Source organism: Mucilaginibacter terrae, from assembly GCF_031951985.1.
GTDB classification, from domain to species: Bacteria; Bacteroidota; Bacteroidia; order Sphingobacteriales; family Sphingobacteriaceae; genus Mucilaginibacter; species Mucilaginibacter terrae_A.
This window is the reverse complement of sequence record NZ_JAVLVU010000001.1, coordinates 4,103,019-4,120,332: the sequence shown is the minus strand read 5'-3', so window position 1 is coordinate 4,120,332 and position 17,314 is coordinate 4,103,019. Positions and strand designations below refer to the sequence as shown.

Here is a 17,314-nt window from a genome sequence, read left to right as displayed (position 1 = left end):
TAATTTTGCACTATGAGTTTTCAAACCATAATTATCATACTGCTGTTTGCTGCCGCTATAATTTATGTGGGCCGCATGCTATACCGTAGCTTGTATGTTAAAAAAGGCTGCGGCTCAAACTGTAAGTGCGGGGTCGATTTCTCTGATATCGACACACCCAAGCCCCGCACTTAATTACTAATCTTCTTTTAATACGGTTTACACCTAAAACCGTTAGCTTTGCCTTTTTGTGCAACCTATTAAGTGCCAATGGCTCATAAACAGATTTTTCAGGCTGATAACCCTAAACGTTGGAATAATTTTAAATGGCTTAGCCGCTTTATTATAATCGTTCTTTTAAGTGGTGTGGTGGCTGCTGCTATTACGGTTACCTCTAAGCAGTACCCCAGCTTACCCAATCTTGTACCCACGCAAAAAAAACTAACCACCGCTGAGCTGAGCAAATTAAAAAAATCGGCTGAGTACCGCGATTTTAAGGTTGAAAAACAACGCATTGAAGAAACCCGTCGCGCACTCAAACGCCATCAGCTTAAATATCCTAATAACGCCAGCCGCTTAAACGTTGGCTTTTACCTGGCTTGGGAGCCTCAGGCTTATTTTTCGCTTGCCGAGAATATATCAAGGCTGGATATGATCGTGAGCGAAGGTTTTGCCATGACTCCCGGTAAAGACACCATAACTGTAAAGCTTGATACCGGCTTAACCAACCTGAACAAGCGTTACAAAAAACCGATTATTGTAAGGCTCACCAATTACATTAATAAAACTAATAATACCGGAGGTTTCGATTCAAAAGATGTAATGCGCATTGTTGGCAATAAGAAGCTGCGTACCGCTTTTATAAACAATATTGCCGATAAGCTTACGCAATATAAGCTTCGCGGTCTTGATCTGAATTTTGACGACATCAAGAACCGAAAATCGGCCGACTACCTGGCTTTCCAAAGAGAGTTATATGCCACCCTGCATGAGCAAGGCTTTTTAGTAACCCAAAGCTTTTGGCCTGAGGATGATGGGTACGACCTCCAGTTTTTGCAAAAGAATAACGACTACCTGTTTGCCATGGCCATAGACCAGCATAACGAGAGCAGTAATGCAGGCGATGTATCGCACCAGCATTGGGTAGAAGAGCAGCTTGATGCCGTTTGCCAGAAAATACCGAGCAATAAGATCATCCTTACGTTTGCGGCCGGTGGTTACGATTGGCCCGAAAACCAATACGGACGTTCCATTGGCTACCAGCAGGCAGTGAGTACCGCTGCCGAAAACAAAAGCCAGGTAATTTACGACCCCGAATCGGCTAATTTGATGTATACCTACAAGGGTACTGATACGCTGAACCACACGGTTTACTTTGCCGATGCTGCTACCAATTTCAATATCATTCGCATGGCCGATGATTGGGCTACGGGTGGCGTGGCCTTGTGGCGCTTAGGCTCAGAAGACCCGCGCTTGTGGTCGTTTTTTGCCAAAAATCTCTCAACCGATTCGTTGCGTAAAACCGGTATCGACCTAAAGAAATTTTCGACAGTGGGTTTAAATCAGCGTATTGATTACACGGGCGACGGCGAGGTACTCGATTTGATCACCACTCCAAAACCCGGGCAAATTGATGTAGATTTTGACCCTAAAACATTTACCATAACCAACCAAAAGTATGTTAAGCTGCCTACCAAATATGTTATAAGGCGTTACGGTTATGCACCGGGCAAAATAGTTTTAACGTTTGATGACGGTCCCGACCCAAATTATACTCCGCGCATACTCGATATTCTGAAAAAAGAAAATGTTCCGGCCTCGTTTTTTGTGGTAGGATCAATGGTTGAAAAAAACATGCCGCTGCTTAAGCGCATTTATGATGAGGGCTATGAAATTGGTAACCACACCTTCTTCCACCCCGATATTTCGCAAATAAGCGTGCAGCGGGTAAGTTTTGAGCTGAATGCCACCCGTAAGCTTATCGAATCAATTACCGGGCATAGTACGGTGCTTTTTCGTGCGCCTTTTAACGCCGATGCCGAGCCGCAAACCATAGCCGAAATTATACCGGTGGCCAAGAGCAAGGAAGAGAACTATATTAATATTGGCGAATTTATTGACCCGCACGACTGGGAGCCCGGCGTTACGGCCGATAGTATTGTGGCACGCACCATACAACAGGCAAATAATGGCTCCATGTTATTATTACACGATGCCGGCGGCGATACCCGCGAAGAAACCATCAAAGCACTTCCGCGCATTATTGAGTACTTTAAAACCCATACTTACGATGGCGTGCATAAGTACGAGTTTACTACCATTGCCGATGTTCTTCATAAAAAGAAGGACGATTTGATGCCACCTGTAAAAGATGATGCAGATACAGGTGTTACCGGTAGGCTTTACGACATGTTTAACGTTGGCCTGTTTTACACCAACTGGGTATTGCTATACCTGTTTTTATCGGCTATATTTTTGGCGGTTGGCCGTATTATATTGATAGGTATACTGGCCATGCGCCAGTTTGCAGTCAACAAAAAGAACCCCGACCATAATGTTGATGTAAGCGCACTTGCGCCGGTAAGTATAATTGTACCTGCATATAACGAAGAGGTAACTGCCATAAAAACCATCCAAAGCCTGCTCCTGCTCGAATATCCGGAGATGGAGATCTTATTTATTGATGATGGCTCTAAAGATAAAACGTTTGAGATAGTTAACACAGCCTATCAAAATCACCCGTCGGTTAGGGTGCTTACCAAGCCAAACGGTGGCAAAGCATCAGCCTTAAACTTTGGTATTCAACAGGCTAAATATGACTTTGTGGTTTGCATTGATGCCGATACCTTATTAAAAAATGACGCCATTATGCACATGATGGCTTACTTTACCGATGCCGAAATTGGTGCCGTAGCAGGTACCGTTAAAGTAGGTAACGAAACCAACATGATTACCCGTTGGCAATCCATCGAGTACATTACCGCGCAAAACATGGATCGCCGGGCATTTGATCTGCTCAACAGCATTACCGTAGTTCCGGGTGCTATTGGTGCGTTTAGGAAAGAGGCCGTGGCAAAAGCGGGTGGATTTACGACTGATACCCTGGCCGAAGATTGTGACTTAACCATGCGCATACTGAAACAAGGCTACATTATTCGCAACGCGGGCGAAGCCATTGCCTATACCGAAGCTCCAGAAACTATTGAGATGTTGTTGAAACAGCGCTTTAGGTGGAGTTTTGGGGTAATGCAGAGCTTTTGGAAGAACCGCGAAGTATTATTTAACAGCAAGTACAAATATTTTGGTATGGTGGGTATGCCTAATATCCTCATCTTCCAGATTATACTGCCGTTGTTTTCGCCCCTGGCCGATTTAATGATGATCGCCGGTTTCTTTAGTGATCACCCTGAAAAGATATTCTTCTTTTACCTCGCATTCATCGTTATTGATCTACTGGTAGCGGTTATTGCTTTCAAGATGGAAAAAGAAGACTATCGCAAGCTGATATATATTATTCCGCAACGTTTTGTGTGGAGGCAGTTGATGTATTATATCCTGTTTAAGTCGTTACGCAGAGCATTAAAAGGCCAGCACAGCGGTTGGGGTAATTTAAAACGTACGGGTAATGTTAAGGTGGAACAGCCAAAGACGGATTAAAATCATTTATAACAAGCGCTTAGCCTTGATTGGTTTGAAGTGAACATATGCAGTTTCACTAATTTTCTAACATTCATATCATTTCGACGTTAGGAGAAATCTTTTCGAGTTGAGAAGCTAATCGCTTTCATAAGATTTCTCACTATCGATCGAAATGACATAATGGGAAATATTAAACATCATTCTCCACCTCTCTTGATTCCTGATTCTATACTCTTGACTCTCCTCAATTTGTCATGCAATTCTATTAATTCAACACTTGTGAGAGTTTCAGCGTGTTCACTTCAAACTTTAACCAATATTTTTCCGTTACTTTATTTCTAAAGAAAGGATAGCACATGCGTGGCTTCGGCTTCTCAAAATATACACCCCACGAATTACCCAAAGGCGGGTTTGACGAACTTCTGAAACTCTTCCTGGAATTGCTTAACTATTCATCGGGCGATGCCGGTGAGGCTTTGCAGTGGATGAACGAGCTTGACAAGCAATATAACATCACCAATGACGAATATGGCATGGGCGATTTTATTGACGACCTTAAACAAAAAGGTTACCTGAGCGAAGACAACGAAAAAGGCGAGTTTAACATTACGGCCAAAACCGAGCAAAGCATCAGGCAATCGGCGTTGGAAGAGATTTTTGGCAAGCTCAAAAAATCGGGTAAGGGTAATCACCGTTCACCACAATCGGGCCAGGGCGATGAGAAAAACTCTGAGCGCCGTGAGTTTGAGTTTGGCGATAGTTTAGACCAGATAGACATGACCCAATCTATCCACAATGCCCAGGTAAACCACGGCATCGGCGATTTTATGATGACCGAGCGCGATCTCGAAGTAGAGGAAATGGACTACAAAACCCTCACTTCTACGGTGCTCATGATCGATATTTCGCACTCCATGATTTTGTACGGCGAAGACCGCATTACCCCGGCTAAAAAAGTAGCCATGGCACTATCGGAGCTTATTCGTACCAAGTACCCTAAAGATACACTTGACATTGTAGTGTTTGGCAACGATGCCTGGCCTATTACCATTAAAGATTTGCCTTATTTGCAGGTTGGCCCGTATCATACCAATACTTATGCAGGGCTTGAACTGGCTACCGATCTGCTTCGCCGCCGTAAAACGCACAACAAGCAAATTTTCATGATTACCGATGGTAAACCAACCTGTTTAAAAGAGGGTACCAAGTATTATAAAAACAGCATAGGTCTTGACCGCAAGGTGGTAAACAAAACCCTGAATATGGCCGCACAATGTAAACGTTTAAAAATACCCATTACCACGTTTATGATTGCCCGCGACCCCTACCTGCAACAGTTTGTACGCAAGTTTACCGAAACCAACGGCGGCCGTGCGTTCTACAGCTCGTTGAATGGTTTGGGCGAATACATATTTGAGGATTACATTAAGAACAGAAGGAAAACGGTGAGATAATGTGCAAATGCGTGGATATGCAGATGTGCAAATTTAAATAACATTACCTGTTTGCTTAGGCAAATAATACTACCATAAAACACTAAATGAACATTAAGAATATAACAACCCTTGGTCAGTTAAAGCAAACCGGTTACAAAAGCAGGTCGGTTAAAGAAGAATTAAGAGAGAACCTGATAAAACAACTGCAAAAAAAGCACGAAGGCGGCTTTGAGGGTATTATTGGCTTTGAGGATACTGTAATACCCGATTTGCAAACAGCAATACTATCACGCCATAACATATTGCTGCTGGGCTTACGAGGACAGGCAAAAACCCGTATTGCACGACTCATGGTTAACCTGCTGGACGAATACATGCCGTACATTACCGGCTCGGAACTGTTTGACGATCCGCTGGCACCTATATCATGGTATGGCCATAGCCAGGTTGAAAGCCTGGGCGATGAAACCCCCATATCGTGGGTACACCGCTCTGAGCGTTACACCGAAAAACTGGCTACACCCGATGTTACCGTGGCCGATTTAATTGGCGACGTTGACCCGATTAAAGCGGCAACCTTAAAACTAACTTATAGCGACGAACGCGTAATTCACTTCGGGTTGATCCCTCGTGCACACCGCGGCATATTTGTAATAAACGAGTTGCCCGATTTGCAGGCCCGTATACAGGTATCACTATTCAATATTTTGCAGGAAAAAGACATTCAAATCCGTGGCTTTAAGCTGCGTTTGCCTTTAGATCTGCAATTTGTGTTTACCGCCAACCCTGAGGATTATACCAACCGTGGTTCGATAGTTACGCCGTTGAAAGACCGTATTGAAAGCCAGATATTAACGCACTACCCACGCTCGGTTGAAATATCGCGTAAAATAACGCAGCAGGAAGCTTTACTAACCGATGAGCAGCGCAACGCAGTAGAAGCTGATGGTTTAGTAAAAGACCTGGTTGAGCAAATTGCTTTCGAGGCACGTAATTCGGAGTATATCGATAAAAAATCGGGGGTTTCGGCACGTTTAACTATATCGGCTTACGAAAACTTAATTAGCAATGCCGAACGCCGGATGATCATCAATGGCGAGAAAAACACCTTTGTACGCATATGCGACTTTTTAGGTGTAATTCCGGCTATTACCGGTAAAATTGAACTGGTTTACGAAGGTGAGCTGGAAGGCCCGGCCAAAGTGGCTAACATATTAATTGGCAAGGCCATCAAAACGCTATTGCTGCAATTCTTCCCCGACCCGGAAAAGGCCAAGAAAAGCAAAAAGGCTAACCCTTACAATGAGGTAATTGGCTGGTTTGCAAGTGGCAACAATTTATCTTTAAATGATGATTTACCTTTAGCTGAATATAAAAAAGCACTGAACTCGGTAACTGGTTTAAAGGATGTAATCAAACAGTTTCATCCACGTTTGAGCGAAAACCAGCAATTGCTGTTGATGGAGTTTGTACTGCATGGCCTGGCCGAGTTTTCGCAACTAAGCAAAGGTTTCCTTGACAACGGCTTTGCGTTTTCGGACATGTTCGACAGCCTGTTTAACTTGCAGCCCGATGATGAGGATGAGTTAGACGACGATAGGTATTAAGCCTCACACCTACCCTCTCCGCCTAAGGCGGAAGGAATATAACATAATAACCCCGCGTCATTGCGAGGTACGAAGCAATCTCTTAACTGTGCATAACGTCTTACATCCGCAGAGATTGCTTCGTACCTCGCAATGACGCTTTACTTTACATAGAAAGCTTAACAACACATGGAGGGACAAGCCCCTGTAATTTTCCTGATCTGTATTGGCCTTGTCCTGGTCGATTTTTATATTACCAATACCCTACGCAAAGGCCTCAAAAAATGGTGTTTTTTGCAAAGCAAGTTCTTTTTGCGTGTTTACTGGGCGGTTTCTATTTTTTTAATATCGGGCCTAATTGCAAGCATCTATATTAAATTTAGTGTTGGGTTTAAGGGTGCGGTACTCATGCTGTTCTTTTTGCTGTTAAGCTGTAAGGTATGCATGCTACCGCTATTTTTGATTGATGACCTACGTCGGCTTTTTTTGAAATTTACACGCGGAGATAAGCAACCTGAACCGGCACCCAAACCCGTAAGACAACCCGAAGTTGAGCCGGAAAGTGCTAAGCCAACTGACATTACCCGTTCGCAATTTTTATTGAAAGCCGGTTTACTCGCCGGCTCGCTGCCACTGGCCGGCTTAACTTACGGCATCATTAACGGTGTATACGATTACCGTGTTAGGCGCAGCACTATTTACCTGCCCAACCTGCCAAAAAAATTCGACGGCATTAAACTGGGGCAGATTTCCGACATACATTCGGGTAGCTTTTATAACAAAAAAGCTGTGTTAGGTGGTGTAGAAATGCTGATGGGCGAAAAGGCTGATTTCATTTTCTTTACCGGCGATTTGGTAAATACCTTGAGTAATGAAATGCGCGAATACCAGGATATTTTTGCCAAAGTAAAAGCACCGCTGGGTGTATACTCGGTATTGGGTAACCATGATTATGGCGATTACGCCTGGTGGCCCGATGCGGCATCCAAACAAAAAAACCTCAACGATTTAATGGTTACCCACAAAAACATGGGTTGGGACTTATTAATGAATGAGAACCGCCGTTTAAAGATAGATGGCGAAGAAATAGGCATTTTGGGCGTTGAAAACTGGGGGGCACTAAGCCGTTTTCCTAAGTATGGCAAACTGGACGAGGCCGTAAAGAACACCGACGACCTGCCGATTAAGCTGCTCCTCTCGCACGATCCATCGCACTGGCGCGCACAAATTATACCGCAATACCCGCAAATCGACATGACCTTTTCGGGGCATACCCACGGCATGCAGTTTGGTGTACGTACCGAACATTTTCAGTGGAGCCCTATCCAGTTCGTATACAAAGAATGGGGCGGCCTGTACCGCGAAGGACAGCAGCAAATTTATGTGAACGTAGGCTATGGCTTTTTAGGCTACCCCGGCCGGGTAGGTATTTTGCCGGAGATTAGCATATTTGAATTGCGCTCGGGGAAAGATCCTAAGTTGGGATAGTGGAGTGGCGCGGTGACAACACCAACCACAGGTTCAAGTTGTGTAATATAAGACATTAAGCATAATTAACTAACAGTCAGTGTCGTTGCGAGCGATAGCGTGGCAATCTCCCATTGCAATGTTGAAACGGCTGGGATTGCCACGTCGCCCCACCACACCTTTGCCCTGACGGCTCCTCGCAAAGACAATGTTATCATGAAATAAAATTCGAAATTGAACATTCGAATTTCGGAATACCATCAAACAGTGCTTATCATTGTATGATCAATGAAAAAACTCCTGCAAGCCGGTTTAGATGCGTTGCTATTTAGCAATGTGTTTATGGCGCTTTGTGCCGTAGCACAGGGGTTGGTTACTTTTCATATACTGGGGTCGCAGCCATCGGTGCCGGTGCTGGCCTTGTTGTTTGCCTCTACACTGGGCTTGTATAATTTCTGCATTCTCATCATTCGCCCCAAAAAGCCCGAAAGCTCTCCTTACTTACGTGTGCGCTGGTTTTTTAAGCATCATAGTTTAATGATAGGCATTACCATTGTTTGCCTGCTGGCTCTTATACCCTTGTTCTTTTTGCTGGCTAATCAGTCTAAAATACTGCTGCTTTGTTTGGCGGCATTATCATTTGGTTATGGCTTGCCGTTATTTAGTAACAAAGGGCGCAAAACAGGCCTGCGCAATGTGCCCGGATTAAAGGCATTACTTATTACCCTGGTTTGGGTTTTAAGCTGTGTATTGCTACCCATTTTTGAGGCAAAATATACCATGCATATTGCGGTATCAAACACCAACACCCTGATCATTTTAGCTAAGCGCTTTTTATTTATAGCGGCGCTTACCGTACCGTTTGATATACGCGACCTATTTCAGGACCAGATTGCTGGCCTTAAAACCATACCCGTAGCCTTTGGCGAAAAAACGGCCTACATTATTTGCCAGTTTTTACTGGCCGGGCATATTATACTGTTGCTCCTGTTGCGTAACTATCGCCTCACGAGCGATTTTTTTGCACTATCGCTGGTTGCCATACTTACAGGTTGGTTAATTTTTAAGTCGAATTGGAAACGCAACGAGTACTACTATTTCTTTTACCTCGATGGTGTGCTCATACTGCAATATGTAGCATTGCAGGTGTTTAAGCTTTTTTAACATGGCTGCCGGATACGATAATACCACCTGGTTTTACGAAAGCTTATCAAAAGTGGTGTTTGGGCAGGCGCAGGTAAAGGCGCAGGAGTATTTTCTTAACCAAATTAAACCGCAATCAAATCTCCTAATTATTGGCGGCGGTACCGGCCAAATACTCGAAAGTATCAACCGGTTACATCATTCGGGATTGAATATAGCGTATGTTGAAATTTCGCCCAAAATGATGGCATTATCGCGCAAACGCAATATTGGGCAAAACAAGGTTGAATTTATTACTGATGATATAGCCCGTATAACTTTTACGCACAAGTTTGATGTGGTTATTACCGCGTTCCTGTTCGATAATTTTTCGAATGATGCTTTGGCTTCCATATTCCCTCAAATAGATAAATGGGTAAAGCAAGGTGGTATATGGCTCAATACCGATTTCCAGTTAACAGGCCCTTTATGGCAAAAGCTAATGCTTAAAAGTATGTATTTATTTTTTAAGCTGATGAAGGCTGTTAAAGTAACCAAGCTGCCCAACACCCGAAAAGTGTTTGAACAATACGGCTATCATCAAACTAACGAGAAGCTATATTACGGCAGTTTTATTGCAGCGCGGGTGTACACAAGAAGTAGCAGAAATTTAAATTGCTGAATGATTATTACCATCATATAGCAGTTTGCATTAGGGATATAAGTGGAAAGCCCGGAGTGCAGCGATAGCGAAACGGGGACTTGTAACGGATAGCCTGATCCGCCTGAGGCGGAAACGCCCCAATTTTAATTAATTAGTTGAATGGTTGATTAGTTATCTAAGTTAAAGCAGTCCAGCTTGACTTAAAAAGAAATCTTAGACATTTAGTCAAGCTGCTTATCTAAGATTTCTCGTTATCACTCGAAATGACATCCTGAGTTAATACTTCCCTCTATGCTTCGTAAGCAAACTTATAGCCCACACCTCGTACCGTTTGCAGGTATTGCGGCGAATCGGGGTTGTTTTCTATCTTTTTACGCAGGCGAACAATGTGCATATCGAGCGTACGGGTATTTACATCGGCGTTATAGCCCCATACCTCCATCATCAGTTCTTCGCGGTTAATTACCTTGTTTTTGTTTTTGAGGAAGTATAGCAAAATGCGGTTCTCTAAAATGGTTAACTCAACCTTACGTCCACCCTTAATCAACAGGTGGGTGTTGGGGTGGTGCTCCATATCGGCAAAGCGGTGCACTTCCGATTTTTCGCTGTTTAACGAGAATTTGATCTTATTATCAATCATGGCCACCAGCACGTCCATGTTAAACGGCTTGGTTATATAATCGCTAACGCCAAAATTGTAAGCTTCTATCTTGTCTACGTCCTGCGCTTTGGCGGTCATCATGATCACCAGCTTATCAAAGCCTTTTTCGCGTATAGTGGTGCAAACTTCAGAGCCCTGCTTACCGGGCAGCATCCAATCCAGCAGTACAATATCAGGGCTGCCTTCTAAAATCATTTGCTCGGCATCAATGCCGTTGGCTGCTTCCAGTACTTTATAACCCTCGGTTTCGAGACGTTCGGCTACTAAAAAGCGTAAATTCTCATCATCCTCAACCAGTGCAATCTTAATTTCTGTGTTCATGCTTTAATTTTCATACGGCAGGGTTACAATAAATTCCGAGCCTTCGTTTACTTTACTTTTTACCTGCAAATCTCCGTTCATAAAGTTAGCCAGTTCTTTACAAAAAGCCAAACCCAGCCCTACGCTGCCGTTTTGGTTGTACTGGTTTTCGATGCGGTAAAACTTTTTAAATATATTATTTATCTCACTCTTTGGAATACCTATTCCTTTATCGGCAAATGAAAAAACAATATTCCGTTTTTCGTAGCCAATATGTATAAACAACTCTTTTTTACCGGGGTTTGAATACTTGTAGGCATTCTCTATTAAATTCTGGAAAATACTGCCTAAAAGCACGGGGTCGGTATAAAAATTCGATACCTCTTCCACTTTATATGCCAATTCAAAATCAGGGTACTTGATGCGGAAAGTATTGATATACTTTTGTACAAAATTTTCGATATTAATTTCTTCTTTATTGAGCTTGATGGAACGATTTTCGATTTGGGTGAACGAGAGCAGCTTGTTCATCAGTTCGTTAAGCTTATCGGCCTCTTCATCCAATATTTTACCGTAGTGCTTGCGCTGACGCTCGGTTAACTCACCATCTCCACGTAAGTTCGATCCGGCAATTTTTATAACGCTTACCGGGGTTTTAAACTCGTGAGTAAAGTTGTTAATAAAATCATACTGGAGCTTAAAAAGCTTGAGGTTAACGTTGAGGTTGCGGTATATGAGCCAGCCTATTAAAACCAGAAATATATAGATAAGAATTACCACGGCGGCTGTAGGCATAAAGTGCCGGTTAATTTCATCGTTTAAATGTTCGCGGTTTGAGCGGAAGTAGAGTTTATAATCGGCAAATGCACCTGGGAAAGCTACTTCGGTACGTATTTCGCTGTTATCGGTGGTTAAAGGGTCGTAAACCACCGGTTGTATAGATACGTGTTCATAAAGCTCGGGATGTGTATTTTTAAGCTTAATGGTATATACATCAAGCATAAAAGTCATCATGTTTTGCTTGTATACGGCCAAAACCCGCTTACCGTTTTGTAACTCCCGGTACTGGCGTATTTCTTCGCGGCGGGGAATATTTAAGTAGCTTATTTTGCTGGGCTTAACATCATAAAAGGTACGGTAAATTTCATCCTGATTGGGCACACGGGAGGTATCGGCATTTACCAAAAAGTAATTAAACTTGGCAGCCATGGTATTAAATTCATCTCCAGCTGTGGCAATTGATTGTCTTAGGCCCTGCACCTGCTTATTTACCTGCCGATACTCGTAAACCGCTTTTACCGATATACCCATAGCATTACCCGTGTTACTGCCAGGCTGGCTGCCTATGGCAATTTCATCATAGCGTATAACTTTTACAAAAGGGTAATCTTGAAACACCGAACGGGCATAATTGGCGGCCGAAGATGAATCGAGAAAGCCCTGGTATGAAGTAATTTCGGGAATGCGGTTTTGAAAAAAGTTATTGTACGGTTTAATGGTTTGTTCCAGTACGTCGAGTTTTTTGGAGGCAAACTCGTTTTCAACCAAGCGTGCAGTAAAATTGTAAGCAATAACCAGCGCCACAACCACCATAATAGATATGAGCACCAGGAAAGCACCTATGAGCGAAAAATTTTTCTGGTAAACGTTATTATGTGCCTTGGTAACCATGATAAGTTATTGCTTAACTTTCATGTGGTTATTCAGAAACTTTTCAATCTCAGAATACATATCCATACGGTTATGCTCGCTTTTAAAAAACTGGCGTTCGTTATCTTTTAAAACGTACTTAACTGTTACGTTATTTTTTTGCAGTGCCCGTACAAACTGGTTTAACTCGCTAATATTGGCACGTGGGTCTTTTGCTCCCTGAAACATCAGGACCGGTCCTTTAATTTTATCGGTGTGGAAAACCGGCGATATAGCCCTGAACATATTGGCATCGGTTTCGGGGTTGCCTACCATTTCGTATGTCATTTGCAGACGCGGTTTAAAAAACGGCGGCACATCTTTTAAGTAATTAAAAAAGTTGATAAGCCCATACTGCACCACGGCACAATTATAAACCTCGGGGTGAAATGACATGCCGTATAAAGCCGAAAATCCGCCAAAACGGGCACCCATGATGGCTATTTTTTTAGGGTCGGCAATTTCTTCTTTTATCAGCCATTGCACACCATCGTAAATATCGCTTTGTATTTTGCCCCCTATTTGCTTAAAACCGGCGCTCATAAATGCTTTGCCATACCCGGTAGAACCACGGTAGTTAATTTGAAACACCGCATACCCCCTGTTGGCTAAAAACTGTACCTCTGCACTATATCCCCAGTTGTTACGGTTCCAGGGGCCATCGTGCGGCAGTACCACCACCGGTAAGTCCTTTTGCTTGCTGCCCAATGGCAAAGTTAAATAACCGTTAATGAGCATGCCATCACTCGCTTTAAACGATACCGGTTTCATGGCGCATAACTCTTCGGGTTTTAAGCTGGTGTTGAGGTTACTCAGCTGGGTAAGTTTATCGGTAGCCTTTTCGTACAAATAAGAAGTGCCCGGGTTACGATCTGTATAGGTGGTAATTACAAATTTAGTTTCGGCAGTATCCCGATCTACAAACCTGATGGCGCCTTTATTTAGTTTCCTTTTCAGGTTTTTATAAATGCTATCCATCTCTGCGTTTAAACAATGCTTGTGCGGCCAGGCATCTTCCCATCCTACATATTCTAACCGGTGCTTGTTGCGCGAGTAGCTTACGTCTAAAATATCGGCTTTATCAGTAGCATAAATAAACTTTTCCTCACGACCTGTATTTGCATTAATTTCTACCAACGCAGTTTTATCGCGGTTTACGTTTGATAGGGCATAAAAAGTTTTGCCTGCAGCAGTAAAGGCAACAGGGTCAACCTTGTTTTTAAAGTTATTTTTAATGATGGGCTTAAAAGGAGCTTGCTCGTTAGCGCGGTACAGTATGGTTTCGTCAACACCATCTGATGCTTTGGCCAATAATATTTTGCCGTTGTTGTCAGGGTACCAATCGGTAATATTGCCGGGATTGTTAATATAAAGCGTTAATTCATTGTTTTTGGTGTTTAAGCGATAAACATCAAACGTAGCCGGATTACGCTTGTTCATGATGATGGTAACCTCTGCTGGATTCAAACGGTTACGGCTTAAAAGTTTAATGCGGGTTTTGCTTTGTGTTAGGAGTGTACGCGTTTGTAATGTATTTACATCTAAGGCATACATTTTAAACTCGTCCATCTCGTTTACATCCTGGCTAAATATGAGCTGGTTATTAAAAGTCCAGGTATAATCACGTACGGAGTTATCTGTAAATGATGTAGCCATACGCTCTTTGCCATCGGCCAGCGAAAGAATGAAAAGGTTTTGGCGTTCTTTATAAGGTTTTAGGTATGACAGGTATTTGCCATCGGGCGATATTTTAAAGAAGCTTTTATCGGGGGTTTTAAAAAAATCACGCACAGGTATTTGCCTGTGTTCTTCTTCATGGCACGAAAAAAATACGGGCAGAATTATGATCAGTAAAAAATATTTTAATCGGCTAAGCATCTTTATAGGTCCATTCTCTTTCAAATTAGGTCAAATTATATAAATTTACTAACCTACAGTATAATGTCACCACAATTTTACCCGTTAGTAATGTACCTAAACTATTAGTAAATATATAATTGGTTTGGGCTGCAATTTATTATTTTTGAGATACATGAAGCGCTTACTTGTCCTGATTTTTACTTTGTTTGCTGTAACAATTTGCTTGCATGCACAGGATAATAACGAATTGCTATTGGCGCGACAATACAACCAAAACGGCGAATTTCAAAAAGCGGCCGATATATACCAGCGCTTGTACCGGCAGGATAACGAAACCTATTTTTTTGTTTATACAGAAAGCCTCATTAACCTAAAAAAATACGACGAGGCCGAAAGTATTACCAAAAAAATTGTACGCAAGCACCCCGAAGAACCCCAATACGCTATATTATTAGGCAAAATATATAATGAGCAAGGTCACAGCGATAAAGCCAACGCCGTTTACGAAGGCCTATTAAAAAACCTCCCGGCCAACCAGGCTGCAATAAGTGGTTTAGCCACCCAGTTTTACCAGGCCGAAAACACCGACTTTGCCATTAAAATACTGCTTAAAGGGCGCGATATACTGCACAACCCGGAGATGTTTGGCACGGAACTCATTAGCCTTTATCGCTTAAAACGCGATAAAGCTGCCATTACCAACGAGTATTTGAACGTACTTTCGGTTAATCCTATTTACATCAACCAGGCTCAAAACGCCTTCGGGGCTTTATATGAGGGCGAGGCCGATTATGATATGCTGCGCACGGCCTTATTAAAACGGATACAAAAAGACCCGCAGCAGGTTGTTTTTACCAGCCTATTAACATGGCAGTATTTGCAGCAAAAGCAATACGACCAGGCATTGAACCAAGCCCTGGCTTTAAACCGCAGGCAAGCCAACAGTAATGGCAGCGATATTTTTGAACTGTGCCAAACGCTGGTAGCCAACGGTGCTTATGATACCGCCATACGCGGATATGAGTATTTAATTGGGAAAAATGCCAAAACCGACGACCTATATATTCCCACTAAAATTGAGTTGGTCAATGCCAAAAATCTCAAAATAACATCAGGCAAATATGTACAGGCCGATCTGCTGGGTTTAGAAAAAGATTATACCGATTTACTAAGCGAATTTGGTAAAAATGCGGGTACAGCCTTCGCTATGCAAAGGCTGGCTAATTTACAGGCATTCAAACTACACAAGCTAAACGAGGCTCAAAAGTTATTGGAAGAAGCCGTGAGCATTACAGCGCTCCGACCGCAAACCCTGGCCTCATGTAAACTTGATTTGGGCGATTTATACCTCATCAACAACCAACCCTGGGAAGCAACGTTGACCTACAGCCAGGTTGAAAAAGCCTTTGAAGGTACACCCATGGCGCAGGAAGCTAATTATCGTAATGCTAAACTCTCCTACTACACCGGCGATTTTAAATGGGCTAAAAATCAGCTTAAAGTACTCAAAGCAGCCACCTCGCAATTAATTGCTAACGATGCGCTTAACTTGTCGTTATTAATTGGCGATAACCTGGTGGCCGATACCGCTGGCAAAGCCCTTAAAATGTATGCACATGCCGATTTGCAAATTTTTAAGGAAGAACCCGCAAAGGCATTAATAACTTTAGACAGCATCGACAAGAAATATCCTAACAACGCTTTAGCCGATGATATTTTAATGGCTAAGGCGCGGATACTCATTCAACAAAAAAATTATGCGGCAGCAGTAGTTCCGCTTAAACAAATAGTGACCGAACACCAGTACGACCTTTGGGCCGATGATGCCGTGTACATGCTGGGCACCATTTACGAAGAACAACTCAACGATAAAGAAACCGCCAAGAGTTACTATCAGAAAATTATAACCGACTACCCCGGCAGCATATGGATTGGCGATGCCCGTAAACATTTCAGAATATTACGCGGTGATAAGCCCGATAGCTCCTCTTAATTTATATTTTTGCTGCCGATGATAATTTACAACGAAACCTTTGTGGTTGAAGCCAGCGCCGGTGCCGAGTGGCTGCAATGGATGCAGCAGCAACATATTCCGGCGGCTATGCAAACTGGTTGCTTTAGCGGCCATCAAATACTGGAAGTTTTGGATTCGCCTAACGAGGGCGTTACTTATTGTATTCAGTACCAAACGCCCGATTTGGCAAAATACCAGCAGTTTCACGAAAAGCACGTACACGAATTACATGTACGCCACCATCAACAATTTGAAAACCGTTACGTATTGTTTAACAGCCTGATGAAAACCATCGACTAATAACCTCATGAAAGTTACTACCACCGCCATTGAAGGCCTGCTTATTATCGAACCGCGCATATTCCCCGACGACCGCGGGTACTTTTACGAAAGCTACAACAAAAACAAATTTGCCGAAGCCGGCATAGTTGCCGATTTTGTTCAGGATAATCAGTCTTTTTCGCAAAAAGGCACCTTACGTGGCTTACACGGACAGGCCGAGCCGTTTGCCCAGGGAAAACTGGTACGCGTGCTGCAAGGCCGGGTACTGGATATAGCTCTTGATATTCGAAAAAACTCTCCAACCTATGGACAGCATGTTTCGGTAGAATTGAGCGGCGATAATCACAAGCAATTTTGGGTACCGCCGGGCTTTTTGCATGGCTTTGTAACCCTCGAAGACAATACCATCTTCACTTATAAAGTAACCAATTTTTACGATAAAGCATCAGAAATTGGCGTGATATGGAACGACCCTACTTTAGGCATTGGCTGGGGTACTAACGAAGCCGAAGTATTATTATCGCCCAAAGATGAGCTGCTGCCTAAATTTGCCGACTTTGTGAGCCCGTTTTAAGACCTCACCCAGCCTCTCCAAAGGAGAGGAGCAAAACAAAA

At 43.0% G+C, this 17,314-nt stretch carries 13 protein-coding genes; 10 read left to right on the top strand and 3 right to left on the bottom strand.

Annotated features, from left to right (window positions below):
• Positions 1-12 precede the first annotated feature (12 nt).
• The 7 genes from QE417_RS17645 (at position 13) to QE417_RS17615 (ending at position 9,911) form a co-directional block, all read left to right on the top strand.
• Positions 13-174, top strand: a complete 162-nt coding sequence (locus QE417_RS17645) for a FeoB-associated Cys-rich membrane protein (RefSeq protein WP_311951834.1) — start codon at positions 13-15, stop codon at positions 172-174.
• A 75-nt stretch (positions 175-249) separates the two neighbouring features.
• Complete coding sequence (locus QE417_RS17640; RefSeq protein ID WP_311951833.1) at positions 250-3,636, top strand: glycosyltransferase; 3,387 nt, start codon at positions 250-252, stop codon at positions 3,634-3,636.
• Between the two features lie 338 nt (positions 3,637-3,974).
• Positions 3,975-5,072 (top strand): vWA domain-containing protein, encoded by a 1,098-nt coding sequence (locus tag QE417_RS17635; RefSeq protein WP_311951832.1) that lies wholly within the window; start codon positions 3,975-3,977, stop codon positions 5,070-5,072.
• An 86-nt stretch (positions 5,073-5,158) separates the two neighbouring features.
• On the top strand, positions 5,159-6,661 hold the full coding sequence (locus QE417_RS17630; protein WP_311951830.1) for a sigma 54-interacting transcriptional regulator: 1,503 nt from the start codon (positions 5,159-5,161) through the stop codon (positions 6,659-6,661).
• Between the two features lie 168 nt (positions 6,662-6,829).
• Positions 6,830-8,128 (top strand): metallophosphoesterase, encoded by a 1,299-nt coding sequence (locus QE417_RS17625; protein ID WP_311951828.1) that lies wholly within the window; start codon positions 6,830-6,832, stop codon positions 8,126-8,128.
• 267 nt (positions 8,129-8,395) lie between these two features.
• The gene (locus QE417_RS17620) at positions 8,396-9,271 is read left to right on the top strand and encodes a hypothetical protein (RefSeq protein WP_311951826.1); all 876 of its coding nucleotides are present in this window, start codon (positions 8,396-8,398) and stop codon (positions 9,269-9,271) included.
• Between the two features lies 1 nt (position 9,272).
• Positions 9,273-9,911 (top strand): class I SAM-dependent methyltransferase, encoded by a 639-nt coding sequence (locus QE417_RS17615; RefSeq protein WP_311951825.1) that lies wholly within the window; start codon positions 9,273-9,275, stop codon positions 9,909-9,911.
• A gap of 271 nt (positions 9,912-10,182) precedes the next feature.
• Here the strand turns inward: QE417_RS17615 and QE417_RS17610 are convergent, their stop codons facing one another.
• Genes QE417_RS17610 through QE417_RS17600 form a run of 3 tightly spaced genes read right to left on the bottom strand, consistent with a single transcriptional unit; the run spans position 10,183 to position 14,421 of the window.
• The gene (locus QE417_RS17610; protein ID WP_311951823.1) at positions 10,183-10,875 is read right to left on the bottom strand and encodes a response regulator transcription factor; all 693 of its coding nucleotides are present in this window, start codon (positions 10,873-10,875) and stop codon (positions 10,183-10,185) included.
• 3 nt (positions 10,876-10,878) lie between these two features.
• Complete coding sequence (locus QE417_RS17605; protein WP_311951822.1) at positions 10,879-12,525, bottom strand: sensor histidine kinase; 1,647 nt, start codon at positions 12,523-12,525, stop codon at positions 10,879-10,881.
• 6 nt (positions 12,526-12,531) lie between these two features.
• The gene (locus QE417_RS17600; protein WP_311951821.1) at positions 12,532-14,421 is read right to left on the bottom strand and encodes an alpha/beta hydrolase family protein; all 1,890 of its coding nucleotides are present in this window, start codon (positions 14,419-14,421) and stop codon (positions 12,532-12,534) included.
• 154 nt (positions 14,422-14,575) lie between these two features.
• Between QE417_RS17600 and QE417_RS17595 the strand changes: the two genes are divergently transcribed.
• Genes QE417_RS17595 through rfbC form a run of 3 tightly spaced genes read left to right on the top strand, consistent with a single transcriptional unit; the run spans position 14,576 to position 17,273 of the window.
• On the top strand, positions 14,576-16,396 hold the full coding sequence (locus QE417_RS17595) for a tetratricopeptide repeat protein (protein ID WP_311951819.1): 1,821 nt from the start codon (positions 14,576-14,578) through the stop codon (positions 16,394-16,396).
• 18 nt (positions 16,397-16,414) lie between these two features.
• Complete coding sequence (locus QE417_RS17590) at positions 16,415-16,717, top strand: DUF4286 family protein (RefSeq protein ID WP_311951818.1); 303 nt, start codon at positions 16,415-16,417, stop codon at positions 16,715-16,717.
• Between the two features lie 7 nt (positions 16,718-16,724).
• A complete protein-coding gene (gene rfbC / locus QE417_RS17585; protein WP_311951816.1) occupies positions 16,725-17,273 on the top strand; it encodes a dTDP-4-dehydrorhamnose 3,5-epimerase in 549 nt (182 codons plus the stop codon).
• Positions 17,274-17,314 lie beyond the last annotated feature (41 nt).

What these genes read in the sequence shown, in the direction of transcription:
- QE417_RS17630 (WP_311951830.1), top strand. Translation starts at nt 5,159, where the DNA reads ATGAACATTAAGAATATAACAACCCTTGGTCAGTTAAAGCAAACCGGT.
- QE417_RS17620 (WP_311951826.1), top strand. Translation starts at nt 8,396, where the DNA reads ATGAAAAAACTCCTGCAAGCCGGTTTAGATGCGTTGCTATTTAGCAAT.
- QE417_RS17645 (WP_311951834.1), top strand. Translation starts at nt 13, where the DNA reads ATGAGTTTTCAAACCATAATTATCATACTGCTGTTTGCTGCCGCTATA.
- QE417_RS17610 (WP_311951823.1), bottom strand. Translation starts at nt 10,875, where the DNA reads ATGAACACAGAAATTAAGATTGCACTGGTTGAGGATGATGAGAATTTA.
- QE417_RS17635 (WP_311951832.1), top strand. Translation starts at nt 3,975, where the DNA reads ATGCGTGGCTTCGGCTTCTCAAAATATACACCCCACGAATTACCCAAA.
- QE417_RS17625 (WP_311951828.1), top strand. Translation starts at nt 6,830, where the DNA reads ATGGAGGGACAAGCCCCTGTAATTTTCCTGATCTGTATTGGCCTTGTC.
- QE417_RS17595 (WP_311951819.1), top strand. Translation starts at nt 14,576, where the DNA reads ATGAAGCGCTTACTTGTCCTGATTTTTACTTTGTTTGCTGTAACAATT.
- rfbC (WP_311951816.1), top strand. Translation starts at nt 16,725, where the DNA reads ATGAAAGTTACTACCACCGCCATTGAAGGCCTGCTTATTATCGAACCG.
- QE417_RS17615 (WP_311951825.1), top strand. Translation starts at nt 9,273, where the DNA reads ATGGCTGCCGGATACGATAATACCACCTGGTTTTACGAAAGCTTATCA.
- QE417_RS17605 (WP_311951822.1), bottom strand. Translation starts at nt 12,525, where the DNA reads ATGGTTACCAAGGCACATAATAACGTTTACCAGAAAAATTTTTCGCTC.
- QE417_RS17590 (WP_311951818.1), top strand. Translation starts at nt 16,415, where the DNA reads ATGATAATTTACAACGAAACCTTTGTGGTTGAAGCCAGCGCCGGTGCC.
- QE417_RS17600 (WP_311951821.1), bottom strand. Translation starts at nt 14,421, where the DNA reads ATGCTTAGCCGATTAAAATATTTTTTACTGATCATAATTCTGCCCGTA.
- QE417_RS17640 (WP_311951833.1), top strand. Translation starts at nt 250, where the DNA reads ATGGCTCATAAACAGATTTTTCAGGCTGATAACCCTAAACGTTGGAAT.